This is a genomic window from Nocardioides guangzhouensis (assembly GCF_004519545.1).
Taxonomy (GTDB): Bacteria; Actinomycetota; Actinomycetes; order Propionibacteriales; family Nocardioidaceae; genus Nocardioides; species Nocardioides guangzhouensis.
The window spans coordinates 1-22484 of sequence record NZ_SDKM01000053.1 but is presented as its reverse complement, the minus strand read 5'-3'; the positions used below and the strand labels follow the sequence as shown (position 1 = coordinate 22484).

Annotated in this window: 17 protein-coding genes; 8 read left to right on the top strand and 9 right to left on the bottom strand. The window is 70.4% G+C overall.

Annotated features, from left to right (window positions below):
* Nucleotides 1-27: 27 nt before the first annotated feature.
* Complete coding sequence (locus EKO23_RS22505; protein ID WP_134720727.1) at nt 28-927, bottom strand: hypothetical protein; 900 nt, start codon at nt 925-927, stop codon at nt 28-30.
* A gap of 320 nt (nt 928-1247) precedes the next feature.
* Between EKO23_RS22505 and EKO23_RS22500 the strand changes: the two genes are divergently transcribed.
* On the top strand, nt 1248-2630 hold the full coding sequence (locus tag EKO23_RS22500; RefSeq protein ID WP_217702760.1) for an APC family permease: 1383 nt from the start codon (nt 1248-1250) through the stop codon (nt 2628-2630).
* Nucleotides 2631-2710: 80 nt separating this feature from the next.
* On the opposite strand, the gene EKO23_RS25495 is transcribed toward EKO23_RS22500, so the two are convergent.
* Nucleotides 2711-3376, bottom strand: coding sequence for a LuxR C-terminal-related transcriptional regulator (locus EKO23_RS25495; protein WP_167880606.1), 666 nt, complete (start codon nt 3374-3376; stop codon nt 2711-2713).
* 70 nt (nt 3377-3446) lie between these two features.
* Nucleotides 3447-5162 carry a sulfate permease gene (gene sulP / locus EKO23_RS22490; protein ID WP_246051250.1) on the bottom strand — a complete coding sequence of 572 codons (1716 nt, stop codon included), beginning with the start codon at nt 5160-5162 and terminating at the stop codon, nt 3447-3449.
* 161 nt (nt 5163-5323) lie between these two features.
* Between sulP and EKO23_RS22485 the strand changes: the two genes are divergently transcribed.
* A complete protein-coding gene (locus EKO23_RS22485) occupies nt 5324-5779 on the top strand; it encodes an Lrp/AsnC family transcriptional regulator (RefSeq protein ID WP_246051248.1) in 456 nt (151 codons plus the stop codon).
* Between the two features lie 13 nt (nt 5780-5792).
* Here EKO23_RS22485 and EKO23_RS22480 read toward each other — a convergent pair whose 3' ends face one another.
* Complete coding sequence (locus tag EKO23_RS22480) at nt 5793-7070, bottom strand: serine hydrolase domain-containing protein (protein WP_134720725.1); 1278 nt, start codon at nt 7068-7070, stop codon at nt 5793-5795.
* A gap of 86 nt (nt 7071-7156) precedes the next feature.
* On the opposite strand from EKO23_RS22480, the gene EKO23_RS22475 reads away from it, so the two are divergent.
* Both EKO23_RS22475 and speB read left to right on the top strand, forming a co-directional pair.
* Nucleotides 7157-8413, top strand: a complete 1257-nt coding sequence (locus tag EKO23_RS22475) for a serine hydrolase domain-containing protein (RefSeq protein ID WP_217702759.1) — start codon at nt 7157-7159, stop codon at nt 8411-8413.
* A gap of 46 nt (nt 8414-8459) precedes the next feature.
* Complete coding sequence (speB, locus tag EKO23_RS22470) at nt 8460-9524, top strand: agmatinase (protein WP_134720724.1); 1065 nt, start codon at nt 8460-8462, stop codon at nt 9522-9524.
* Between the two features lie 42 nt (nt 9525-9566).
* Here speB and EKO23_RS22465 read toward each other — a convergent pair whose 3' ends face one another.
* Both EKO23_RS22465 and EKO23_RS22460 read right to left on the bottom strand, forming a co-directional pair.
* On the bottom strand, nt 9567-11129 hold the full coding sequence (locus EKO23_RS22465; protein WP_134720723.1) for an APC family permease: 1563 nt from the start codon (nt 11127-11129) through the stop codon (nt 9567-9569).
* On the bottom strand, nt 11126-12571 hold the full coding sequence (locus EKO23_RS22460; protein ID WP_134720722.1) for a gamma-aminobutyraldehyde dehydrogenase: 1446 nt from the start codon (nt 12569-12571) through the stop codon (nt 11126-11128). The genes EKO23_RS22465 and EKO23_RS22460 overlap by 4 nt, the downstream gene beginning before the upstream one ends.
* Before the next feature lie 208 nt (nt 12572-12779).
* On the opposite strand from EKO23_RS22460, the gene EKO23_RS22455 reads away from it, so the two are divergent.
* Nucleotides 12780-14726, top strand: a complete 1947-nt coding sequence (locus EKO23_RS22455) for a primary-amine oxidase (RefSeq protein ID WP_134720721.1) — start codon at nt 12780-12782, stop codon at nt 14724-14726.
* Nucleotides 14727-14763: 37 nt separating this feature from the next.
* On the opposite strand, the gene EKO23_RS22450 is transcribed toward EKO23_RS22455, so the two are convergent.
* The gene (locus EKO23_RS22450; RefSeq protein ID WP_167880605.1) at nt 14764-17697 is read right to left on the bottom strand and encodes an aminotransferase; all 2934 of its coding nucleotides are present in this window, start codon (nt 17695-17697) and stop codon (nt 14764-14766) included.
* Nucleotides 17698-17823: 126 nt separating this feature from the next.
* On the opposite strand from EKO23_RS22450, the gene EKO23_RS22445 reads away from it, so the two are divergent.
* Nucleotides 17824-19047: a hypothetical protein gene (locus EKO23_RS22445; RefSeq protein WP_134720719.1), complete on the top strand. Its 1224-nt coding sequence runs from the start codon at nt 17824-17826 to the stop codon at nt 19045-19047.
* Between the two features lie 12 nt (nt 19048-19059).
* On the opposite strand, the gene EKO23_RS22440 is transcribed toward EKO23_RS22445, so the two are convergent.
* Complete coding sequence (locus EKO23_RS22440; protein WP_134720718.1) at nt 19060-20517, bottom strand: biotin carboxylase; 1458 nt, start codon at nt 20515-20517, stop codon at nt 19060-19062.
* A 116-nt stretch (nt 20518-20633) separates the two neighbouring features.
* On the opposite strand from EKO23_RS22440, the gene EKO23_RS22435 reads away from it, so the two are divergent.
* Nucleotides 20634-21857: a C45 family autoproteolytic acyltransferase/hydrolase gene (locus EKO23_RS22435; RefSeq protein WP_217702758.1), complete on the top strand. Its 1224-nt coding sequence runs from the start codon at nt 20634-20636 to the stop codon at nt 21855-21857.
* 35 nt (nt 21858-21892) lie between these two features.
* Complete coding sequence (locus tag EKO23_RS22430) at nt 21893-22144, top strand: hypothetical protein (protein WP_134720717.1); 252 nt, start codon at nt 21893-21895, stop codon at nt 22142-22144.
* A 7-nt stretch (nt 22145-22151) separates the two neighbouring features.
* Here EKO23_RS22430 and EKO23_RS22425 read toward each other — a convergent pair.
* Nucleotides 22152-22484: winged helix-turn-helix domain-containing protein (locus tag EKO23_RS22425; protein ID WP_134720716.1), on the bottom strand; the 333-nt coding region annotated here is incomplete at its 5' end.

Here is a 22484-nt window from a genome sequence, read left to right as displayed (position 1 = left end):
TCTGGCTGACCACTTAGGAGACACGCCCTAGGCGACCCAGGTCTCGGACTGGAGGGGGCGCGAGCCGAGGTGCTCGGCCAACGCCGCCGCCTGCGCCGCGTCCAGGACACCCGGGTTCGGCGCGATCGGGTCGCGAAGGACATCTGCATCGACCAGCCGAGGGTCCTCCAGGAAGGCCTCGCGGCTGACGGGCGTGTCCAGCAGCGTGACCTCGAGGACGGCGAACACGTTCGCCCGGATCGCCGCCTCGACGTCGAGCCAGCCTTCGCCCGCGATGCCGCGGATGCACGGTCCCGCGATCCAGCCGACGCCCCAGACGCCGGCCTCGCGGAAGGGGTCGCCGTCGGCGACCCACAGGTACACGGGCTGGCCGTACTCCATGCTCGCCGCGCGCTCGTCGTCGACCGACCAGAGGCGAACCTTCCGGTCGGGCGCCGCGAAGACGCGGTTGGCGTCGTAGACGTAGGGCGAGAGCGTCAGGACCCACGCGCCGAACGGGTCCGCCGGGTCCGCCGGGTGCGGCTCCGGCTCGGCCTCCCGGGTCGTCGCCGTGGCCACCGGTGACACGTGCACGGACGTGCTCCGCTCGGTGTCGACCGCGATCAGGTCCTGCTCGGCGAGCGCGTCGAAGACATCGCGGCGCAGAGGTCCGACCCGCCGGCGCTCCGCGTCGGTGAGCCCGGCGACCTCGGCCCACCAGGCCGTGACGCCGGCGTCGCGCGCGGTCACGAGCGTCCAGCCCTCGGTGGGCGACGGCTTGCCGGGCCGCGACCGGAGGTGGTCGAGCGTGGACCCCACCAGCGCGTGGAGCTGCTCGGGCGCGAGGTGCGTGGCCCGGACGGACTTGTCGCCCGCGGCCTTGGCGGCCGCCAGGCCACCCTTCAGAGCTGCGGCGACGCCTGTCGCCAGTGAAATGTCCGCCGTCACGGTGGACTCCTTTCGTCATGATCCGCCGTGGGCCCCCGCCTTCCCGCATGGACCACCGCGCGAATGTTGCCGTCCACCATGAAGGAGCCAGCGCGTTTCCGCCATGGACAGGACGTCGAACTCTGGCAGGGGCGGAACGACATCACGTCCATCCTGTGGGGCTCTCGGGGCCGGGGGTGACACCTGTCATCGGAGCCGATGACGGTTCGTCGATTTCCGGTGACGTTGGGCGGCTTCGCGGCACCGTTCCTGCGCGCAGTCTGGGGTCACGGCAGCGCTGCTGCTCACCCATCGAGAAACAGAGAGAAGGAGATACCACGGTGACGAAGCAAGGTGGACTGAGTCGGTCCCTCGGCCTGTGGGCGATCGTCGGCCTGGGGCTGGGATACATGACGCCCACTGTCCTCTTCGACACGTTCGGGATTGTCACGGAGGAGACCAACGGCGTCGTGCCGTTGACCTATCTGATGGCACTCGTCGTCATGGTCTTCACGGCCATCAGCTACGGGCGGATGGCGAAGGTGTTCCCGACCGCGGGTTCGTCGTACACCTACACCCGTGAGGCGATGCACCCGCGTCTCGGGTTCCTGGTCGGCTGGGCCGCGCTGCTGGACTACCTGCTGCTGCCCCTGGTGAACGCGCTGATCATCAGGCTGTACATGACCTCACTGTTCCCCTCGGTCCCCGGCTGGATCTGGGTCGTCGGCTTCGTCGCCGGCATCACCGCCCTGAACGCGTGGAGCATGAAGTCCACCTCGAAGCTGAACTTCGTCCTGGTGGCCTTCGCGGTCGCCATGATCGGCGCCTTCCTGGTGCTGGCCACGGTGCAGCTCTACCACGGCATGGGCCAGGGCACCCTGTTCACGACGCAGCCGTTCTTCCACTCGGGTGTGGCCATTCCCGCGGTCCTGAGCGGCGCCACGGTGGTCTGCTTCTCCTTCATCGGTTTCGACGCCATCACCATGTACGCCGAGGAGGCCCGCCGGAAGTCCGACGTGGCCAAGGCGATCATCATCACCCTGCTCATCGGCGGCGCCATCTTCCTGGTCACCGGGCACGTCGCCCAGGCGATCTTCCCCGACGTCGCCGGCTTCCAGCTGGTCGACGACACGCTCCCGGAGATGGCCCTGAAGGTGGGCGGCGGCTTCTTCCAGATCGTGTTCATGTCGGCCGCGTTCGCCGCGACCGTGGCCTCGGCGCTGGCGTCGCACGCCAGCGTCTCCCGGATGCTGCACGTGATGGGCCGCAACGGCGTGCTCCCGAAGCGGATCTTCGCGACCGTGCACCCGCGCCGCCACACGCCGGTGGGGTCGGTGATCGTGGTCGGCCTCGTGTCGCTGCTCGCGATCACGCCGAGCCTGGAGCTGATCTCCTCCATGATCAACTTCGGTGCGCTCGTCGCCTTCACGTTCGTCAACCTGTCGGTCCTGGCCTACTTCGCGTGGCGGCGGCGTGAGTACCGCACTCCCAAGCACGTGGCCACGAACGTCGTGCTCCCGCTGATCGGCACGCTCATGACCGGCGTGCTCTGGAGCTTCCTGCACAAGGACGCGCTCATCGCCGGCATCGTCTGGGTGTCGATCGGCGTGATCTACGCGGTCGCGCTCACCCGCTTCACCGGCCGGCGCGTGTCCGACGTGGCGATCGGTGAGGAGGCGGCGGTCGTGACCGCCGCTCCCGAGCCGGAGCTGGCCGCGGTGTAGCAGCCGTACGTCGCACCCTGCAGCCTGAGCGCCGGGTCCCCATCGGGGGCCCGGCGCTCGAGCGCTGGGTTGACTCGTGTTCAGGAGCGCCCGGCCGACGGTCGCTCGGCCGGACGCTTCTGCCGGGCGGCGAGGATGACCAGCTGGGCCCGGCGCTCGACGCCGAGCTTCCGCAGCAGGCGGGACACGTAGTTGCGGACGGTGCCGGGCGCGAGCCGCATCTCCCGGGCGATCTCCGCGTTGCTCAGGCCCTGGCCCACGAGGTCGAAGAGGTCGCGCTCGAGAGGGGTGAGGCCCGCCAGCGGGTCCTGGGCGACGACCTTCTGCGACGCGTGAAGGATGGTCCTCAGGGCCTTGGCCGACATGACGGTCTGGCCGGCTGCCGCCGTCTCGATGGCGTCGACCAGGTCGTCCTCGTCCGACGTCTCCGGCACCATCCCGGATGCCCCCGCCGTCATCACCTCCGCCACCAGCTTCTGGTCGGCGTCGACGTCGATGAAGAGCACGTGCAGGTCCGGCAGGGCCTCCAGCAGGAGCCGGCACATATCGGGGGAGTCGGGGTCCCGCAGGCGCGAGCCGGCCAGGACGACGTCCGGCCGCACGGCCGGTACCCGCGCGAGTGCCTCCCGGGAGGTGTCGGCCTCGCCCACGACCTCGATGTCGTCCTCGGCGTCGAGGGCCAGCGCGAGCGCGCGACGCACCGCCCGAGCAGGGGAGACGAGGAACAGCCGGACCGGCGTGCTCACCTGCCCAGCGTGGCACTCGACCGGACCGTGCGGAAGGTCTCCCCGGTTGTCGACGACCCTGGCGGGATGGCTAGTGGTCCGGTGCCGAGCCCTCCCACGCCCGGTACGCGTCCTCGGCAGCAGGGAGGGTGGGAAACAGCCGGTCGGCCCCGATCCGGTCGGCGATGCCGTACGCGGACAGCAGCGCGAGGACGTCCTGCTTGACGCGGGCCAGGGCGAAGACGACTCCGCGTCCCGAGAGCTCGGCCCGTACCTCCTCCACCGCGTCGAGGGCGGTGATGTCGAGCTCGATGACGGCCTCGACGTTGAGGACGAACCAACGCAGCTGCGCGCCGCGTTCCCCGGCGGCGGCGAGTGCCCGTTGCTTGAAGTCCCGGGCGTTGGCGAAGAACAGCGGCGCGTCGTAGCGGTAGACCAGGAGTCCTCGCGTGACCGTCGCCGCGGGGTAGTCGTCCACGTCGTGCAGCCCGGGCACGCCCGGGACCCGGCCCTGGACGGCGTCGTGGGGGCGGGCGATGCGCCGCAGCATCTCCGCGGCCGAGACCGCGACGGCGACGAGGATGCCCTTGAGGACACCGAGCACGAGGACGGCGGTCAGCGTGGCCAGGGCCAGGACGAGCTCGCTGCGGCGGAACCTGGCCAGGCGGACGAACTCGCCGACGTCGACCAGCCGGGTGGCCGCGTAGATGACGATGGCGCCCAGCGCCGCCATCGGGAAGGACTCCAGCGCCGACCCGAGGAACAGCAGGACCGCGACGACGCAGACCACGGTCACCAGCGAGTGCAGCTGCGTGCGGCTGCCGGCTGCCTCCCCGATCGCGGTCCGGCTGCCGCTGCTGCTCACCGGGAACCCCTGCAGCAGGCCGGCGCCGAGGTTCGCGGCGCCCAGAGCGAGGAACTCCTGGTCGGCGTCGATCGCGTTGCCGCGCCGCACCGCGAACGCGCGGCCGGTCAACGCATTGTCGGTGTACCCGACCAGCAGGACCCCCGCGGCCGGGATCAGCAGCCCCAGGTAGTCGCCGAGGGGCGGCACCTCCGGGCCGGGCAGACCGGCCGGCAGCGCGCCGACGACGGTGACCCCCCTCGCCTCCAGGTCGAAGATCGCGGTCAGTGCGATGGCCAGGAGCACCGCGAGCAAGGGGCCGGGCAGCCGCGGCCAGCGCCACGCCACGACCAGCAGGAACGTCAGGGTCACCACGCTGAGCAGCAGCACCCCCCACTCGACCTGGTCCAGGTTCGAGAAGAACGAGGTCAGCTCCTCGCGCACGGAGTGGCCGGAGACCGGTACTCCGGTGACCTTGCCGAGCTGGCCGACGACCATGACCACCGCGATCCCGGCCATGTAGCCGACGAGGATCGGTGCGGAGAACAGGTCGGCGAGGAAGCCGAGCCGCAGCGCCCAGCCGATCACGGACAGGACACCGACGAGCACGGCCAGGGCCGCGGCCAGGCCGGCGTACCGGCCCGGGTCGCCGGCAGCCAGCGGCGCCAGCGCGATCGCGGTCATGATCGCGACGGTGGACTCCGGTCCGACCGACAGCTGCGGTGAGGACCCGAACAGCGCGTACAGCGCCAGGGACGGCAGGGCCGCCCAGAGCCCGACGACCGGGTCGAGACCGGCCAGCACGCCGTAGGCCATGCACTGCGGGACCAGGTACGCGGCGACGGTCACCCCGGCCAGGAGGTCCCAGCGCAGCCAGGCCGGCTGGTAGCTGCGGGCCTGCTCCAGGCCGGGCAGGAGCCGAGAGGCTCCCGCCAGTCGCGGTGTCGCTCCGATGCTGCCCACCTCCCCGCGCCGACAGCCTCATTCATCGTGGCGCCTGCGGCGACCCCGTCGCAACCGAGACCCGGAGGCGCCGACAGCGGCCGTGGCCCACCCCGGAGGGCGGGGCGCCCCCGCGGGGTGGCGTCTGGCCGGAACGGCACGAAATCGACCAAACTGACCTCGTGACCAGCTCCGCCAACCTCGACGACACGTCCAAGGGCATCATCGCCCTGCTCCAGAAGGACGGCAGGATGTCGTACGCCACGATCGCCAAGGAGGTCGGACTCTCCGAGGCGGCCGTCCGGCACCGGGCTCAGCGGCTGATCGAGCAGGGCGTCATGCAGATCGTGGCGGTCACCGATCCACTCCAGCTGGGCTTCTCGTGGGAAGCGATGATCGGCGTCCGGGTGTCGGGCAACATCAAGAAGATCGCCAACGCGCTGGCGGCGATCGACGCCATCGACTTCATCGTCCTGACCAGCGGCAAGTTCGACATCATCCTCGAGGTGGTGGCCGAGAACGACAACCAGCTGATCGACCTGACCAACACGATACGTGGCATCCCGGGTGTCGTCGGATCGGAGACCCTGGTCTACCTGAGCACCCGCAAGCAGGCGTACGCGTGGGGAGTCCGCTGACGTCCGGGGATCGTCAGATGACGGAGGGTCCGGGCCGCCGTGCGGTGCCGCCGCGGCTCAGACCGGAGACGACCCCGGGGAGCCGGTGGATGTCGCCGGTGGGGGTCTGGCGCGTGAGCGCCCCGCTCACGGCGTCGCAGGCACGCAGGGTGTCCTGGAGGTACGCCGGGTTCTGTGCGTCCGGCCAGCTCGACAGCTTCACGCACACCGTGCGCGTCCGGCGGCTGACGTACACCAGCTGCCCGTGGATGCCCATGCAGAGCAGGACGTCGCCGTACTCGCCGACCCGGAACCAGAACTGGTTGCGGTACCAGCCGCCCGGGAAGGTCTGCTCCGCGGGCGACTCCACGAAGGCCGAGCGGACGTCGGCGTCGACCGCCCAGGCCTGACGAAGCCACCGTGGCGGAAGGACCTCGCGAACGCCGCCCTCGGGGTCCGGCACCGAGCCGCCGGTCAGCAGCAGCTGACCGAACCGGAGGAGGTCGCGTGCCGTCGCACTCAGGCCGCCGTCGTGGACGGCGGTGCCGGTGCGGTCGACCATGATCTCCGCGTCGTCGGAGGCGCCCATCGGCGCCCAGACGAGCTCCCCGATCAGGTCGGCCATGAGAGAACCCGAAGCCCTCTCGCACACCCAGCCCAGGACGTCGGTCTCCGAGGAGCGGTAGAGGAAGTGCCCGCCATGGGGCCGCTCGGCGCCGAGCGTCGGCAGGAAGGCGTAGAGCCCCTGCTCGCCCAGGAGCCACTCGCCCAGCTGCCGGATGCCGCCGATCGGGTCGGTGTAGTCCTCGAGGAAGAGGGCGCCGCTGCGCATGTCCAGCAGGTGCCGCACCGACGCTCCGGCGTATCCGGAAGGGGCCAGCTCGGGGACGTACTGCTCGACGGGCGCGTCCTCGTCGAGAACCCCGCGGTCGAGGAGGATCCCGGCCACGCACCCGACCAGGGACTTGGTCACGGACAGGACGGCGTGGACCAGGTCTGGACCGCCGCCCTCGGCGTACCACTCGTCGGCGACCTCGCCGTCCTGGAGCACCGCGAACGCGTCGGTGAAGGTGTCGTCCAGCACGTCGCGCACCGTGCCCACCGACCCGTCCACCCGGGCGACCTCGACCCTGTCGAGGTCGAGCGGCTGGGCCCGGTCGGGGAGCGGCAGCGCCGGGCCTGCGCCGTGGGAGACGACCTTCGTGGGCGAGATCTCCCGGACGTGCCACATCGACCACCGGTTGTACGGCGCCTCCAGCCAGTTCGCTGCCGACACGCGGGCATAACGGGTCGGGGTCGTTGCGTCGCTCACCCGGGAATCCTAGAGAACGGGTGGGCGCTCTGGTCCGGCCGGTGGGTCGTGGACCACTGGCCGGACCGGCCGCCTAGGGTGTGCGCATGGAACGCATGACCGGTTTCCCGCCGGAGAAGGACTCGCGCGTCACGGTGGCCAACTGGCAGGACCCCGGGAGCGTCCGCTGGGCCTTCCGGCACATGCGCGAGATCATCCCCACCCAGGTCATCCCGGCCGGGCCGGCGCCCGCGGCCGACTTCGCCAAGCGCCGCGACGTCGACCTGGCGGGGATCACCGTCCACCGCCTCTCCGGCGACACCACGAGCGTCGAGGACGTCTTCGACGAGACGTCGACCGATGCGCTGATCGTCCTGCACGACGGCGTCCTGCTCACCGAGCGCTACTACGCGGGGAACACCGAGTCCACTCCGCACCTGCTGATGTCGGTGTCCAAGTCGATCGTGGGGTGCGTGGCGGGGATCCTGTCCGACCGCGGCACCCTCGACGTGTCCGCCTCGGTGGAGCACTACGTGCCCGAGGTCGCCCACTCCGGCTACGGCGGCGCCACCGTCCGTGACCTCCTCGACATGCGGACGGGCGTGCAGTTCCGCGAGACCTACGACTCGCCCGACGCAGAGGTCCGGGTGATGGAGCGCTCGATGGGCTGGCACCCCCGCCGGGACGACGACCCGGTCGGCGCCTACGCCTACCTCGCGAGCCTCGAGCGGGCCGAACCGCACGGCGGCACCTTCACCTACCGGTCGGCCGACACCGACATGCTCGGGTGGGTCTGCGAGCGGGCCGCCGGCACCCGCATGGCGGACCTGGTCTCGACCCTGCTGTGGCGGCCGATGGGTGCCGAGGCCGACGCCGAGATCACCTGTGACGCCGTCGGCACCGGCATCCACGACGGCGGCATCTCAGCGGTGGCCCGGGACCTGGCCCGCTTCGGACGGCTGCTGATGGACGGCGGCACGGTCGACGGCCGCGAGGTCGTCCCGGCGGCCTGGATCGAGGAGTCGTGGAACCGGCCGGACGCGGTCCGGGCCGCGTTCGCCGCCTCGGACAACGAAGAGGTGCTGCCCGGCGGGTGGTACCGCAACCAGTTCTGGTTCGTGCCGACCCACCTCGGGGAGGCGATGCTCTGCCTCGGCATCCACGGCCAGATGGTCTACGTCAACCGCGCCACCCGCCTGGTCGGCGTGAAGCTGTCGTCGTGGCCGACTCCGCAGCACACGGCCTCCCTCGTCGACACGATCCGGTCCTTCGGGGCGATCGGTGTCGCCCTCGGGGCGGCGGACGGCGACCTCCAGCCCCAGGCCCGGAAGGGCCGGAAGGGTCGCAAGGGCCGCCGCCACTAGGTCACGTCTCCTTGACGGGCGCCTCGAGGCGGGCGAGTCTCGGGAGATGACCCGCTACGGCCAGCAGTTCGGCCCGGACTTCACCTTCCTCGGAGTCCCGATGTGCGACCTGGACGACCCCTCGACGTACGCCGACGCCCAGGTCGTGATCCTCGGCGCGCCGTTCGACGGCGGTACGTCCGCCCGCTCCGGCGCGCGCTTCGGTCCGATGGCGATCCGGATGCGCGACTACCTGCCGCACGACGGCGAGCGGCCCAGCCTGGCTCTCCGGACGGACGGCCTCACGGAGCTCGGGGTCGTCGATGCCGGCGACGTCGAGATGTACTCCGGCGACATCGAGGTCGCGCTCCCGGCTCTCGAAGCGGCCGTCGAGAAGGTCACCAGATCGGGGGCGGTGCCCGTCGTCCTCGGCGGCGACCACTCGGTCACCTTCCCCGACGCCAAGGGCGTCGCCAACGTGCTGGGGCACGGGCGGATCTCGATGATCCACTTCGACGCGCACGCCGACACCGGCGACATCGAGTTCGGCTCCCTGTGGGGACACGGCCAGCCGATGCGCCGGCTGATCGAGTCCGGGGCCCTGCGGGGCGACCGGTTCCTCCAGGTCGGCCTCCGCGGCTACTGGCCGCCGCCCGAGACCCTGGACTGGATGGCGGACCAGTCGATGCGGTCCTACGAGATGACCGAGATCGTGCACCGTGGTCTCGAGGAGTGCCTCACCGAGGCGTTCGGCATCGCCATGGACGACTGCGACGGCGTCTTCCTCTCCGTCGACATCGACGTGTGCGACCCCGGGCACGCGCCGGGCACCGGCACCCCCGAGCCGGGCGGGCTCAGCGCCCGCCAGCTCCTCGACGCCGTTCGCCGGATCTGCCTCGAGCTGCCGGTGGTCGGGATGGACGTCGTCGAGGTGGCGCCGCCGTACGACCATGCCGAGATCACGGCCGCGCTGGCCAACCGCGTGGTCCTCGAGGCCCTCTCGGCGCTGGCGCGCCGACAGCGGGACGAGCGCGACGGCACCACCTGGGATCCGGGGCAGCCGTTGCTCGCCGATCGGCCCAAGCCACCTCCCGACGACCCTCACCACACCAGCCACCTCGGTCACCACTGACCGCAGCCGGCGGCTGTTCGGGTCGGCCCTCCGGCCGCCCGGTCACTCGACGATCAGCGCCGGGGTGTCCTTGACCAGGGTCTCGCCGCGGAAGTAGGCCGGGTCCCTGAATCGCTGCCACAGCATGAACACGATGCCGGCGAGGATGATGCCGAGGCCGAGGATCAGCACCAGGCCGACGCCGCCGATGTCCGCGCCGCTGCCGTAGTCGGGAGACGCGCTGTCGCGGAGCGTCACCACGAAGACCCAGCCGAGCCCGAGTCCTCCGATCAGCGGGAAGAGGAGCTTGAAGACGAAGCTGGAGACGTCGTTGAACAGCTCCTTGCGGAAGTACCAGATGCAGGCAAACGCCGTGAGTCCGTAGTAGAAGCAGATCATGATGCCCAGCGAGTAGATCGTGTCGGTGAGCACCTTCTCGCTCACGAAGGTCAGCAAGGCGTAGAACACACCGGCTCCGATGCCGGCCACGACGGTGGCGTACGACGGGGTCCGGTGCTCGGGGTGGACGGTGGCGAACTTCTGCGGGAACGCGCGGTAGATGCCCATGGCGAGCATGGTGCGCGACGTGGGCAGGAACGTGGTGATCAGGCTGGCAGCGCTGGAGGCGAGGACGGCCAGGAACAGGACGAGGTCGAGCGGCTGCCCGAGGACGGGCCGGGCCAGCGCCCCGAACACGTTGTCCGAGATCTCCTCGTTGGCCAGCCCGTTCCCGTCCTCGCCGACACCGGCGTACATCTGGAGGGCGATGGCCACGATCAGGTAGGTCAGCAGGATCGAGACGACGCACAGCAGGGCCGCACGACCCGGCGTCTTGTCGGCGTCGACCGACTCCTCGTTGACCGTGAGGGCCGTGTCCCAGCCCCAGAAGGCGAAGATGGAGCCGGAGAGTCCAGCGATGAACGCGGAGAGACCCAGGCCCGAGGGACTGAACCAGTCGAGGCTGAAGTCGAGCCCTGTGGCGGAGTCGCCGGACTTGGCGAAGGCGGCGATGGCGAAGACCAACAGGACCGCCAGCTGGAAGAGCACCAGCACGATCTGGACGCGCTCGGTCGTGGTGATGCCCCGGTAGGCGACCCAGGTGGCGATCGCCAGGAAGACCAGGCAGGTCACGACGTTGACCCCCCGGTTCTCCCAGAGGTCGCCGATCGCGCCGGTGTCGGTCAGGTCGCCCAGGAACTGGTAGAAGAACTGGACCGCGACGCCGGCCAGGTTGGACAGCACGATCACGGTGGCCATGATCGCCGCCCAGCCACCCAGCCACCCGACGTACGGCCCGAAGGCCTTCGTGGTCCAGGTGAACGACGTCCCGCAGTCGGGGGCGACCTTGTTCAGCTCCCGGTACGCGTACGCCGCGAAGAACATGGGGAGGAAGCCCGCGATGATGACCACCGGCATCTTGTCGCCGGCCTCGGCGACCAGGATGCCGACCGTGGCGGTCAGGGCGTAGGCGGGGGCGACCGACGAGATCCCGAGGACGGTCCCGCCGAAGAGGCCGACGGCGCCCTCGGTGAGGCCCTTGTCGAGGAGGTCGGCTTCGGCGCGGTGGTGCGGGTCGTGCTGCTCGGCGTGGAGACTGTGGTGCCCGTCTCCGGTCGGCGCGGTCATCCCTCGAACCCGTGGTGGATCATCACGTGCTTGATCCGCGTGTAGTCCTCGAACCCGTACATCGAGAGATCCTTTCCGTAGCCGGAGTGCTTGAACCCGCCGTGCGGCATCTCGCCGACGAGCGGGATGTGCGTGTTGACCCAGACGCAGCCGGCGTCGATCCGGGCCGCCATCCGGCTGGCCCTCCCGATGTCGTTGGTCCACACGGAGGAGGCGAGGCCGTACTCGCTGCCGTTCGCGAACCGCAGCGCCTCCTCCTCGTCGGTGAACTTCTGCACCGTGAGGACCGGCCCGAAGATCTCGGTCGTGATGAGCTCGTCGTCCTGCTGCAGGTCCGCGACGATCGTGGGCTCGTAGAAGAACCCGGCTCCGCCGACCCGGCTGCCGCCGGTGGTCACCCGGGCATGGTCCGGGGCACGGTCGACCAGGCCGGAGACGTGCCCGAGCTGGTTCGCGTTGTTGACGGGGCCGTAGAGGATGTCCTCGTCCTGGGGGTCGTATCCGGTCTTCGTGTTCCTGGCCGCCTCCGTGAGCTCGGAGAGGAACTCGTCGTAGAAGCCAGCCTGGGCCATCACCCTGGTGGCGGCCGTGCAGTCCTGCCCTCCGTTGAAGAGACCGGCGACGGAGATCCCCTCGACCGCTGCCGCGAGGTCGGCGTCGTCGAAGACGACGACGGGGGCCTTGCCGCCGAGCTCGAGGTGGGCCCGCTTCAGGTCCGCGGCTGCGGCGGTCGCCACGGCGATGCCGGCCCGGGTGGAGCCCGTGATGGAGACGAGCTGGGGGATCGGGTGACTGGTCAGCGCGGCGCCCGTGTCGCGGTCGCCGCAGACCAGGTTGCAGACACCCGGCGGGAAGATCTCCTGCATCTTCTCGACCATCCAGTACGACGACGCCGGGGTCGTGTCGCTCGGCTTCAGCACCACGGTGTTGCCGGCGGCGAGGGCGGGAGCGAACTTCCAGACCGACATCATCATCGGGTAGTTCCAGGGTGCCACCTGGCCCACCGGACCCACCGGCTCCCGGCGGATCGACGAGGTGAAGCCCCTCATGTACTCGCCGGACGCCTTGCCCTCGAGGACCCTCGCGGCGCCGGCGAAGAACCGGATCTGGTCGACCATCGGCGGGATCTCCTCCGACATCGTCAGGGAGACGGGCTTGCCGGTGTTCTCCGACTCGACCGCCACCAGCTCCTCGGCGTTCGCCTCGATCACGTCCGCGAGCTTGAGGAGCGCGCGCTGCCGCTCGCTGGGTGTCGACCACCGCCACGTGTCGAAGGCCCGCCCCGCCGCCTGGAACGCCTGGTCCACGTCGTGGGCGTCGGAGTTGGGGGCCGAGGCGTAGACCTCGCCGGTCGAGGGATTGACGACGTCCATCATGGCGCCGGACGCCGATGCCTGAATCTTCCCATCGATGATGTTGTGGAAAACCTGCTTCTCGGACATGTCGCCTCCTCGACTCGCTGCCCAAGCCGAACCGATCCCGATTCCTCAGGCTATGACCCGGGGGGCCCACGGTCGACCGCCCGAACGCCCCCTTTTCGGGCTAGTCCTCGCGGTGCTGGCCGGCGAGGGTCCCGGGGTGGTTACATGACGAGGGACTCCGTCCCGGTTCCGAGCGCGTGCCGGGAGTCGCGAACCGAGGAGTGCGACCATGGCGATGCATCCGCTCGAACCGCTGAGCGCAGACGAGTTCCGGAAGACGGCGGCGATCCTCCGACGAGACCGGGGGGTCACCGACTCCTGGCGGTTCGCGTCGATCGAGCTCAGGGAGCCACCGAAGCAGGACGTGAAGGCGTGGCAGCCCGGCGACCCGGTCGGACGGGTCTCGCTGGCCGTGCTGTGGAACCGCGAGGACAACCAGGCCTACGAAGGGGTCGTCGACCTGGTCGGTGACGCCGTCCTGTCGTGGACCCATCTGCCCGGCGTCTGCCCGAACTTCACCGTCGACGAGTGGCACGACTGCGACGAGGCGATGCGGGCGCACCCCGACGTCATCGCCGCCCTGGCTGCCCGGGGCATCACCGACATGTCTCTCCTGCTGATCGATGTCTGGACCTACGGCAAGGCGCTCATGCCGGAACAATGGCGGGACCGGCGACTGGGCTGGTGCGACGTCTGGCGTCGCGAGGCCCCCGGCACCAACCCGTATGCGCACCTCGTGTCCGGTATCAAGTTCATCGTCGACATGAACACCATGGAGCTGCTGCAGATCGAGGAGGACGTCGACCTCGGGTCGCCGGACGTGCAGGGCGAGTACATCCCGGGCATCTGGACCGGCGAGCAGCGTTCCGACCTCACGCCCCTGCACATCACCCAGCCCGAGGGCGTGTCGTTCACCGTCGAGGGCACCGAGCTGCGCTGGCAGAACTGGTCGATGCGCCTGGGCTTCAACTACCGCGAGGGGCCGGTCATCTACCAGGTCGCCTACGACGACCACGGCGAGGTCCGCGACGTCGCGTACCGCCTGTCCTTCGCCGAGATGGTCGTCCCCTACCGCGACTCCTCCTTCGACCACTACCGTCGCACCGCCTACGACGTCGGTGAGTGGGGCCTGGGCTACATGACCACCTCCCTCGAGCTCGGCTGCGACTGCCTCGGGGAGATCGTCTACCTCGACGCGGTGCTGCACGACAGCGCGGGGGAGCCCTACGACATCAGGAACGCGATCTGCCTCCACGAGGAGGACAACGCGGTCCTCTGGAAGCACGTCGACGGCACCACCGGCGCCGAGGTCCGCAGGATGCGCCGCATGGTCGTCTCCTGCCACGTCACGGTGGCCAACTACGAGTACCTCGTCTACTGGCGCTTCTACCAGGACGGCAACATCGAGTGCGAGGTCCGGGCCACCGGGATCATGGTGACCACGCCGTACGCCGAGGGGGCCGAGGCCCCGCGCACCGGCACCGTCGTGGACAACCGGACCTACGCGCCGTTCCACCAGCACATGATCGTGGCCCGGCTGGACCTGGATGTCGACGGGGCCGACAACACCGTCCTGGAGGTCGACTCCGAGGCGCTGCCGGTCTCCGACGCCAACCCCTTCGGGCTGGACCTGGTCACCAACGCGACCCCGGTCCGCTCGGAGAGCGAGGCCGCTCGTGACTACCGGTGGGAGACCCAGCGGTCGTGGAAGGTCGTGAACCCGACCCGGACCAACCGGCACGGCACGAACACCGCCTACAAGCTCGTGCCCACCGCCTGCTTCCCGTCGATGATGGACCCCGCCACCGCGCAGTACCTCCGGGCGCCGGTGATCGGACACACGCTCTGGGTCACCCGCCACCACGACGACGAACGGTGGCCCGCCGGAGCGCACCCGACCCAGTCCGAGCACGACGACGGGATGACCCGCTGGATCTCCGACGACGAATCGCTGGAGAACACCGACGTCGTGCTCTGGTACGTGTTCGGCATCCACCACATCACCCGCGTCGAGGACTGGCCGATCATGCCGGCCGACACGATCTCCTTCTGGCTCAAGCCGTTCGGCTTCTTCGACCAGAACCCGTCGATCGACGTGGCCCCCTCCGACACGGCCGAGGGGGACCACTGCCACACGGGAGTGGACGACGAGCACGGCTATAGCCACCACCACTGAGCGACGGGCCTGTGCTGGCCCGACGGCCCCGGGGACGTCACCAGCCCGCGCTGAGCACCTCGTCGAGCCGGTCGACGAAGAAGTCCGCACTGTCCCGGGTGATGCACAGCGGCGGCTTGACCTTGAGCACGTTCGAGTAGTCGCCGGTGGCATGCTCGATGACGCCGAGCTCGCGCAGCCGTTCGCAGATGGCGGTCGCCTCCTCGGTGGCCGGCTCCAGCGTCTCCGGGTCCCGCACGAGCTCCACCCCCTGGTAGAGGCCACGCCCGTGGATGCAGCCGATGAGCGAGTGGCGCTCGCGGAGCGCCTCGAGCCGCGTCGACAGGTGGGCGCCGATGCGGGCGGCGTTCTCCTGCAGGCCCTCGTCACGGAGCACGTCGAGCACCGCCACCCCGACGGCGGACGACACCGGGCTGCCGCCGACCGAGGAGAAGAAGGAGCCCTGCGACGAGAACTGCTCGGCGATCTCGCGACGCGTCACGACGAACCCGATGGGGTGGCCGTTGCCCGCCGCCTTGGCCATGGTGACCACGTCGGGGACGACCCCGTGCATCTGGAACCCCCAGAAGTCGCCGCCGGTGCGGCCGTACCCCACCTGCACCTCGTCGGAGACGACGAGCCCGCCCGCAGCGCGCACGGACTCGTAGACCTGCGGCAGGTAGCCCGGCGGGATCTCGACCCCTCCGGCGTTGCCGGAGAGCGGTTCGGCGACGAAGGCCGCCGGACCACCCGGGATCTGCGCGACGATGGACCGGACGGCGTCGGCGTACCGGTCCGCGGCGTCCGCTCCCCGGTGCTCGCCGCGGAAGAGGTTGGGCATCGGCGCGAGGTGGACCCACGGCGGCCTGGTTCCCCGAGAATGCGGGTTGTCGTTCAGCGTGGTCGAGATCTCGTCGGTCGCCGTCGACCAGCCGTGGTAGCCGCCGGCCAGGCAGATGGTGTCCTTGCGGCCGGTGACGCTGCGGACGATGCGCAGCGCGAGGTCGACGGCCTCGCTCCCGGAGTTGACGAAGAACACGGTGTCGAGCGGCTCGGGAAGCAGCTCCACGATCCGCTCCGCATAGGTGACCATGCCGTCGTAGCTGAACCGCGAGTTGGTGTTGAGCAGCCCGAGCTGCCGGCTGGCCGCCGCGGTCACGCGGGGATGGCTGTGCCCGACGACGGCGACGTTGTTGACCATGTCGAGGTAGGCCATGCCCGAGGTGTCGAGCAGGTGGTGGCGCCAGCCGCGCTCGATGCGGGGCGGGTGCGCGAAGTAGTGCTCCTGGACGCGGGCCACCACGGCGTCGCGACGCGCGATCAGCTCCTCGGCCGACTCGGTCGGTACGTCGGGCGCGGTCGCACCGACCAGCGACGAGGCGTCCGGGGACAGGGCCCGCCAGGCCGTGGCGACGGACGGCTCGACCGGTCCTCTTGCCGCCAGGCCGGCGGGCGTCACCTGCGCGTGGACGTGGGGCGGCAGGGGGCCGGTCGTCGTCGGCGCGCCAACCCGGCCGACGACGTCGCCGGCCGCGACGGGGGCTCCGACGGCGACCGAGGGACGGATGCCGGCCAGGAGCACGTCCACGTCTCCGCTGCGCAGGACGACGCCGTCGTCGCGCACCTCGCTGACGCTGCCGTCCGCCGGGGCCCGGACCTCGCTCCCGCTGGGCGCGAAGGCGTCGATCCCGAGGTGCACGCTGGCCGACTCCTCGGCCGCGTCGCACAGCACGGACGGGAGCCTGGCCCCACCTCCGGCCACGCCGTACCCGTCCGCCGAGGCCGCCTCGATGGCGGTGCGCGTGGCCGCCGGGTCCGTCCAGGTCGCCGCGGGCAACAGGGTCGTCGTGACGGAGAGGTCGATCCGGGGCGCGTCGGCGGGAACGTCCACCACGGGCCGGGCGGGCCGCCAGGCGGCCACCCTCGCCGCCGTCGCACCGGCGTCCAGGCCGACCGCCTGCCGCAGGGCGACCTCGGCGAGCGGGAACGGCACCGCGGCTGCCCGGTCGAGGATGAGCCAGTCGAGAGGCTGCTCCTCGCGGGCGTAGTCGTTGTCCGGGTCGGCCGCCAGGATGTCCTCGACGCTCGTCGCCAGGACGCTCGCACGGGCCGCGACCAGCGGCCACACCGCGGCGATCTCGGGCTCGGTCAGGGGAGTGACGGAGTGGAAGCCGACGACGACCGCGCACGCGTCGAGCAGCGGTGACCGTCGCTCCCGCACGAGCAGCGAGGTGATCGCGGTGGCCAGGTCGGCGACCAGCCAGCTGCGGACGACGTCGCCGAAGTCGATGACGCCGCTCGGCGTGAGCCGCCCCGCCGCGTCCCTGGTGGCGACCACGTTGTAGTCGGCCATGTCGGCGTGGACCACCTGCACCCGCAGGTCGGGGACCAGGGGGGTGAGGGCGCTCCAGGCCCGGTCGCTCAGGTCGACGGCGTCCGCCCGCCGGAGGGGATCGGCCACCGAGCCCGCCAGCCGGTCCACGACACGCGCGGCGTGGCGGCTGTCGTACTGGAGGACGCGGTCCGCCGCGGGGTGGTCGAACGTGGCCAGGGCCGCCGACAGGCGCGCGGTGAGGGCGCCGAACCTCCCCAGCACGTCGGCCCCGAGGTAGTCGGCGTCGGAGAACATCTCGCCAGCCACGAACGTGAGCAGGCGGACGTGGTGGTCGATCCCGCGGATCGGCACGCTGACCAGATCGCTCCCGTCCAGGGCGGGGACCGGGAGCGGGACCGCCAGACCCGTGCCCGCTCGCTGGACGTGCCGCATCGCCCGGTTCTGCAGGTCGAGCACGTCCGCGCCGAACGCCGGATTGGCCACCTTCAGCACGTAGGTGCTCCCGTCCGTGCCGCGGACGCGCAGGTTGGTCTCCTGGTTGGAGCCCAGCGGCTCCGCCACCCCGTCGACACCGAAGACGTCACGGGCGAGGGCAACGGCCTCGTCGGGGGAGACACGGGTGGCGGGAGGAGTCTCGCCCCAGAATGGTGCACTCACCCCCCGACGATATCGCCGCGGACGAGCGGCCCACCTGCCCTGCTTCGGGTGATGCCGTGGTCTGCCACCACGTTGCTGGCAAAGGTCATGCGGTGCCATGCTGAATCCCTTCGAGGAGGACCCGTCATGAGCATCTCCCACATCCTTCAGTCGGGACTCGCGGAAGCCCGGAGCTCCGGGGCGAAGCAGGTCGAGCTGCAACACCTCCCCGACGGCGGCGCCGACGAGCTCGCGAAGGAGACGCTGGAGTTCCTCCGCGGCCGACCCGGGCGCCCGTCCGCGGTCAGCGGCTGGACCGCGGTCTCCGCGTCGAACACGGGGGTGATGGCGTGGTGGGCCGACGAGTCCGGGCTGACCACGGAGGCGCAGCAACGGAGGCTCCGAACGCTGCGGCGCCAGGTCTACGACCTGCTCGACGAACGAGGACTCATCATCAAGCCGGCCAGTCCCTCTGCGGCGGTCGACGTCTCTCCCGCTCCCGTAGCCGCGGCCGAGACCGCCCCGGCGGAACCCGCCGCCGAGGCCGCCCCGGCAGAGGCCGTCGCCGAGGAGCCGGCCCGGGCAGAGGCCGTCGCCGAGGAGCCGGCCCGGGCAGAGGCCGTCGCCGAGGAGCCGGCCCCGGCCCCGGCAGAGGCCGTCGCCGAGGAGCCGGCCCCGGAGGGCCCGACTGCGGCAGTGGCGCCGAAGGCGAAGGTCGCCAAGGCCAAGGCTGCGAAGGCTGCCAAGCCCAAGGCCGCCAAGGCCGACAAGCCTGCGAAGAAGGCCAAGGCCGCCAAGGCTGCGAAGCCTGCGAAGAAGGCCAAGGCCACAGCAGTGGCCGGGGCAGCTCCCGCAGAACCCACCGCCACAGATACGTCGACGGCGCAGGTGGTGGCCGCACCCGACGACGTGGGGGCCTGGGTCCTCCGCCTCGACCCGACCGTCTGGAACCTCGCCCGCTTCATCGCCGACGGCCACCGCGAAGTGCGGGCCTGGGCGGTCGAGGACGTCGAGCGATCGGCCGCGATGACGCGTGGCCAGCGCGTGTTCCTCTGGGCCGGTGGCGACGGGACCCTCGTCATGGCCGGGGTCTGGGGCGTCGGGTGGGTGGTCGGTCCTTGTCAGTCAGGATCGGTCGCAGACGGGTACTGGACAGACCCTGCGGGCAACAGTCGACACAGGCTCTTCGCCGATGTCTCTATCCAGTTCCTGGCACATCCGGTGGGTCGACAGCAGGTCGTCGACGACTCGCGCCTGGCGAACATCGAGGTCCTGCGGGACCCGTTCGGCGACAACCCCAGCCGCCTCACCCCTGACGAAGCGGCCGCCATGCTCGCACTGGTCGGGTGGGACCCGGCTCCACCTGCCTGATCCGGGTCCGCCCTACTTCACGTAGGCGATCGGCGCGACCGCCGGCGCCGGCTCGAACGGTTCGGACGTGTAGTGCGCCCGGATGCCGTCGATGTAGTTGCGGCAGCGCTGCGTCAGCCCCTCGGCGGTCTGCATCCGGCCCTTGGTGACCAGGATCCCGAGGTCGGCCCCCTTGAACCGGAAGTCTCCCTCCGCGTAGACGCGCAGGAAGAACGCCTCGTCCTCGTGCGTGACGTCGTGCCAGTCGTTGGAGACCCCGGCGAACGTGAGGGTGCCGTCGTCCTCGAGGTGCCACGTGCCGGTGCGCGGCGCAGCCAGGATGCGCTCCACCGAGTCGTTGGGCTCCTTCATGATCAGCTGCGCCCACACGTCCACCGCAGCGAGATCACGCCATCGCTCGTTGATCTCCTCGACGTCGACCGTGTAGTCCACGTCCATGAACTCCAGCAGGTGGAACAGGAACAGCGGTACGTCGGCATAGGCCCCCGCGGTCACGTTGGTCATCGACGACGCACCGGAGATCCGCGGGTTGAGCTCACCGAGGTAGACCGCGTCGTCCGCCAGGTCCACGAGCACGTCGATCTCCAGGAAGCCCTGGTAGCCCTCCTTCGCCAGCCGATCGCCCAGCCGTCGTACGTGGTCGATCGCGGTCGCCCGCTGCTTGGTGGTCAGGGCCTCCGGGAAGAGGTCGTTGCCGCACCAGCCGCCCTTGTACGGCGTGAGCTCGGGGTAGCCCGTCAGGTCCGTCATGAAGGGACCGACGATGGTGCCGTGCCGCGTGATGCAGGCCTCCACGGCTGCCGCCTTGTTGTCGATGCGTTTCATGACCTTCAGCTGCTCCCCGACGATGTCCTCGGCGTCCCGGTCCCAGTCCTGCTCGGACTTGACGAAGAACGTGGTCTTGCCGGAGTCGCCGTACGGCGTCTGCACGACCAGGTCGGTGCCCAGGCCGTGACTCGTCGCCAGGTCGTTCAGCTCCTCGTAGGTCGACGCCTTGCCGAGCACGTTCGGAACGGAGGGTGCGCCCGCCTCGTTGCCGAGCTGGGTGGTGACGATCTTGGAGTCCAGCCGCCGCCTGAGCTCGTCCGGCGGGAGGATCAGGTTGTACCCGAGCTCGCGGCAGATCTCCTCGGTCTCCTCGTCGAAGAAGACCATCGCGATCATCGGGGTGCCCCCACGTCTCTTCATGTACTCCCGGACCTCGGGGTCACGCAGGAGGTAGTTGTTGATCTGCTCGCTCGACTCGAACTCGACATACGGCCGGTTCTTCGGCGCGAAGACGCGCGGGTGTGCCCCGTCCCAGGAGTCGTAGTACACGACGTACTGGAAGTTCCTCACCCAGCGGTCGATCCCCAGCAGGTTGAAGGCAGTCGGGCCCACGAAGTAGACCGGCTGCTGGTTGGTGCGGAAGAAGGTACGGATCTCGGCGATGCCCCGAAGGTGCCGGCGACCGGTCGGCTCGTTGCTCATGTTCGCCTCCTTGACCGTAGGCTACGGCGCCGAGTCGGTGCCCGTCGATGGTCCGGCGATGATGGCCGTCAAGGTTTTCTTGACAGCCTCCCATGCGTCAAGGCAGCCTTGACGTCATGTCACCTACCTGTACCCACCCGCCCGCCTCCGCCACCACGCTGCCCCGGATCTCTCGCGATGTCGATCCCGGACGTGTCTTCGCCGACCTCGCCGCCGATCTCGCTCGAGCCGTCGACCCGGATGCGGTCGCGGCAGCTGTCGAGTCACTCACCACGGTCGGCCTCCGCATGGGAAGTCGGGAGTCGTGGGCTGCCTGGGACAGCTGGAGCAGCGGGACCGGGACCGCGTCGCCCCCCACCGACTCCGCCCGCTCGTTCACCCTTGTCGGCATTCGCGAGGAGCAACCGGGCCCTCGCTGGCAGGCGCTCTTCTCCGCCACTTGGCCCGCCTACCGGGCCTGGTACCTCCAGGACGGAGAAGACGCGCGGCCCGACCTCGCCACTGCCCGAGCGCAGCTGACCAGGCACATGCCTGAGCTCGTCCCGACCTGGGAGGCCATGGTGGCCCTTGCCGGAGACGACGACGTCGCGGCCCGCATGCTGACCTTGTGGGATGCACCCGGGTTCGCTCCCGGCTGTTCACAGGCAGCCCAGGTCGGGGGTGACCCGGTCATGGTGCGCAACTACGACTACAGCCCCGATCTGTTCGAGTGGGTCGTGTACTCCAGCAAGTTCGCCCGTCGCAAGGTCATCGGCACGAGCGACTGCCTGTGGGGGCTTCTCGACGGGATGAACGACGACGGACTGGTCATCTCGCTCACGCATGGCGGGCGTCAGAGCTCCGGACCGGGGTTCGCCATCCCGCTGGTCGTGCGCTACCTGCTGGAGGTTGCCGGCACGGTGGAGGAGGCAGGGGCCGCACTCGACCGACTCCCGGTCGCCGCGTCGTACAACCTCACCATGATGGACGCCACCGGTGCGGTGGTCACCGCCTTTGTGTCACCGGGCAACGAGCCTGAGTACACCGACTCGGCCGTCGCGACCAACCATCGCGGAAGAGTGCCGGAGCGGCCCGAGCATGCTCGGGCGCTGCGGAGCGTCGAGCGTCAAGATCACCTCCTGGCACTGCTGGAAGAGCCGACCGAGCGTGCCCTGCTGACAGCTGCCTTCCTGCGAGCCCCGCTCCACAGCCAGCGGTACGCACAGGGTTTCGGGACCCTGTACACGGCGGCGTACCGGCCACGCGTCCAGCAGCTCACCTACTCTTGGCCCGGGACGAGCTTCACCCGCACCTTCGACTCACCCGACGACAGCATCACGGTGTCGCTCCAGGAGGGCTGAGGGCGCCCCACCGACAGACGCCCGCAGGAGGCGACATGGCAATCCTCGGCGAGGATCTCGATCAGCTCAGCTCGAACGACCTGGGGGTCCTCGCACGCGACGCCATGTCGATCCTCGCGCTGCGTGGTGACCCGGAGGCGTTCTCGCAGCTCCTCACCATGAACGCCCATGCCGGTCAGTGCCTCGGTGAGGGGGCCCGCCGCCTGGCCGCTGCTGAATCCTGGACCCAGGTCGCCGACCTGACGGGAGTGTCGAAGCAGGCGGTGTGGTCGCGCTGGCGTGTGTGAGCCGGCCTCACCTGAGCCGGTAGCCGACGCCGCGGACGGTCTCGACACGGTCGGCAACGGCGCCCAGCTTCTTCCGGAGGCTGCGAATCACGACGTCGACCGTGTTGCTGCCACCGTCGTAACCCGTGCCCCACACCTCGCGGAGCAGGTCGGCGCGCGACACCGGCGCCGCAGGGTGGGCGGCGAGCGTGTTCAGCACACCGAACTCGAGCGGCGACAGCTGGACACGAGCGCCACCGAGATCGACGCTGCGGTCGCGCGCATCGAGGAATGGCTGATCGCTCGCGCCGAGCTCGGCCGCGGCGAGGCGGTTGAGCCACCCGTCGACGGAGTCCGGTCC